The 247-nt window shown below is 66.8% G+C and carries 1 protein-coding gene; it reads right to left on the bottom strand.

Annotated elements, in window-relative coordinates; all coding sequences use genetic code 11:
- Nucleotides 1–44: 44 nt before the first annotated feature.
- A partial coding sequence (locus SB765_RS32560) for a sigma factor-like helix-turn-helix DNA-binding protein (protein WP_410932883.1) occupies nt 45–247 on the bottom strand: 203 nt, incomplete at its 5' end.

Genomic DNA, 247 nt, shown 5'->3' with positions numbered 1-247 from the left:
CTGGATCAGCAGGTCGTCGGAATCCGGGGTCTGTCGGGAGTCGGTCATACAGGTATCTCCTCGGCCAGCAGGCGGCGCAGTTTCTGCTGGGCGTAACGCAGGCGGCTTTTTACGGTTTCCAGCGGGGCGCCGGTGAGGGCGGCAATTTGCGGCACTTCAAGGTCGCCGTGCAGGCGCAGCAGGAAGACCTCGCGCTGGTCTTCGGGCAGGTCTTGCAACGCGGCGTCGAGCCGCGCCTGGTCGCGGC

This window comes from Pseudomonas sp. SIMBA_067, from assembly GCF_046534675.1.
GTDB lineage: Bacteria > Pseudomonadota > Gammaproteobacteria > Pseudomonadales > Pseudomonadaceae > Aquipseudomonas > Aquipseudomonas putida.
The sequence above is the reverse complement of the archived record's forward strand: the minus strand, read 5'-3'. Positions and strand labels throughout refer to the sequence as shown.